Source organism: Candidatus Krumholzibacteriia bacterium, from assembly GCA_035649275.1.
GTDB lineage: Bacteria > Krumholzibacteriota > Krumholzibacteriia.
Map to the genome: position 1 here is coordinate 1 of DASRJW010000132.1, position 2,397 is coordinate 2,397.

The 2,397-nt window shown below is 66.8% G+C and carries 2 protein-coding genes; one reads left to right on the top strand and one right to left on the bottom strand.

Annotated elements, in window-relative coordinates; all coding sequences use genetic code 11:
• A partial coding sequence (locus VFE28_14315; protein ID HZM17172.1) for an aldehyde dehydrogenase family protein occupies nucleotides 1–985 on the top strand: 985 nt, incomplete at its 5' end.
• A gap of 69 nt (nucleotides 986–1,054) precedes the next feature.
• Here the strand turns inward: VFE28_14315 and VFE28_14320 are convergent.
• The coding region (locus VFE28_14320; GenBank protein HZM17173.1) for a hypothetical protein at nucleotides 1,055–2,397 on the bottom strand (1,343 nt) is incomplete at its 5' end.

Below are 2,397 nucleotides of genomic sequence, written 5' to 3' on the forward strand. Positions count from 1 at the left end.
CATCACGCCGTGGAACTTCCCGCTCAATCTGCCGGCCCACAAGATCGCACCCGCCCTCGCCGTCGGCTGCCCCTTCATCCTGAAGCCCGCGAGCTGGACGCCCGTCGGCGCCCTGTTGCTCGGCGAGATCCTGGCCGAGACCGATCTGCCGCTCGGCGCTTTCTCCATCTTGCCCTGCCCGGGCCGGGATGCGGCACCGCTCGTGGAGGACGAACGCCTCAAGCTCCTCAGCTTCACCGGCTCCCAGGACGTCGGCTGGGACCTGAAGCGGCGCGCCGGCAAGAAGAAGGTGGCGCTGGAGCTGGGGGGCAACGCCGCCGTGCTCGTGGACGCCGATGCCGACCTCGACGACGCAGTGCAGCGCATCGTCTTCGGCGCCTTCTACCAGTCCGGGCAGAGCTGCATCTCGGTGCAGCGCATCCTGGCGCACGCTGCCGTATACGACGCCTTCCGAGACAAGCTGGTGACGGCGACCAGGGCTCTCGTGCTTGGCGATCCGAAGGAAGAGAACACTTTCCTCGGCCCCATGATCTCAGAAGCCGACGCGGCGCGACTCGAGACCTGGATCCAAGCTGCGACAAGGCGCGGGGCCCGCGTGCTCTGCGGCGGCGGCAGGCGCGGCGCGCTCCTCGAAGCGACGCTGGTGGAGAACGTGCCGCGCGACGCCGACCTCTCCTGTCGCGAAGCCTTCGGCCCCGTCGCGGTGTTATCCCGCTTCGACGACTTCGATGCCGCCCTCGCCGAGATCAACGACAGCGCCTACGGTTTGCAGGCCGGTGTCTTCACGCGGGATCTCTACAAGGCGCTCCACGCCTGGGAGGTGCTGGAGGTGGGCGGTGTCCTCGTCGGCGAGGTGCCGTCCTGGCGGGTGGACCACATGCCCTACGGCGGGGTGAAGGAGAGCGGCCTCGGCCGCGAAGGCATCCGCTTCGCCATGGAGGAGATGACCGAGATCCGTTTGCTCGCCATCCGCCCGCCACCCTGAGCGGGCCCGTGTCACGGCGTCCGGCTCCGAAGACCTAGCGGTCCGACGCCCCGGAGATCTTCCAACCCCTCACTTCAGCAAGAGAAGCTTCTCCGACAGACTCGCACCACCGGCATCGAGGCGCGCCAGGTAGAGACCTGACGCCACCGGGCGACCGAGGGCGTCGGTGCCGTCCCAGAAGACGGAACCGGATCCCGGCGGTCGGATCGCATCGAGGAGGAGCGCGATTCTCCGGCCGTCGGGAGCGTAGATGGCGAGACGGACATGCTGTCGCGCTGGAAGGACGAAAGGAATCATGACCCGCGGATTGAACGGATTCGGGTGGGGTGGCAAGAGCTGCACGACGGGAGGCGGCGCTGCGAGCACCACCGTCTCCTGGCCGAGAAGAACCCAAGGCGCGCCGGCTTCCTGGGCGTAGAGGGAATACCTCACCGACCCGGCGCCGGCGAGATGGGGCGACTCGTCCATGGCAACGAACTCTCGCGGACCGACAGAGGTGAAGGGCACCGTCCACTCCGCGCCCCCGGCGCTCGCTTGCAGGCGGAATTCGGCGGAAGCACTGGAAGCCTCCACCTCCCAGCGAATCCGGACCGAGCCAGAGCTCGCCACCGCGCTCAGCTGCCGCAGGAAGACCGGCGTCGGCCCGAGACCCATCTCTTGCAGGAGCACATGCTGCACCAGGCGTGCGTGCGAATTCGATTCGAGATAGTAGGGTTCGAAGCCGCAGAGGGCGAGATTGTAGTGCTGATCGTCCGGCGCCGCCTTCGTCACCAGGAACATCGGCTGTTTGTCGGCGGTCACGGGGTAGACGATGTGTTGTAGCGAATCCTCGGGCACGTGGCTCACGTACGTGTACAGCACGCGGCTCTTGCCGAGTGGCGGTCGGAGCAGCGGCTGCGCCTGTGCCAGCGCCCCAGGCATGTCGTAGATCTCCACGTTGTTGCGGCCGCCGGTTCCTCCTTGACCCCAGCTGGAATGCAACTGCAGGGCGGGAACTCCTGGCGCCACCGCCTGCAGACCGTAGCACCAGTGGCTGGCCGTTTGGCGCGGCCCGCCAAAGGCCGTCCCCACATCGAACATCTCGACGCCCAGCTTGTAGAGAAGGCTCGTGGTCCCGACCGAATCGATCCCGGGATGAGGATCGAGGGGATCGTCCCAGCAGGTCACGTTCACGGGTTGGCCCTGGCTCCCGAAATCGCGCTCGTCGGGCCACAGCTGTTTCGCAGGGAGGAGACCGTTGATCCACAACTTGCCGCCGTTGGCGAAATAGACGTTCAGGATGTTGAAATTCCTGCCGCTGTTCTGGTTGCGGCTCGGGAAGGGATCGAAGAACTGCGCCGTCCGGCGCAGGCCCGAGCTGCCGGTGCTCCCGCTTCGGACACTCCACACCACCACTTTGTAATCGAGGAGCA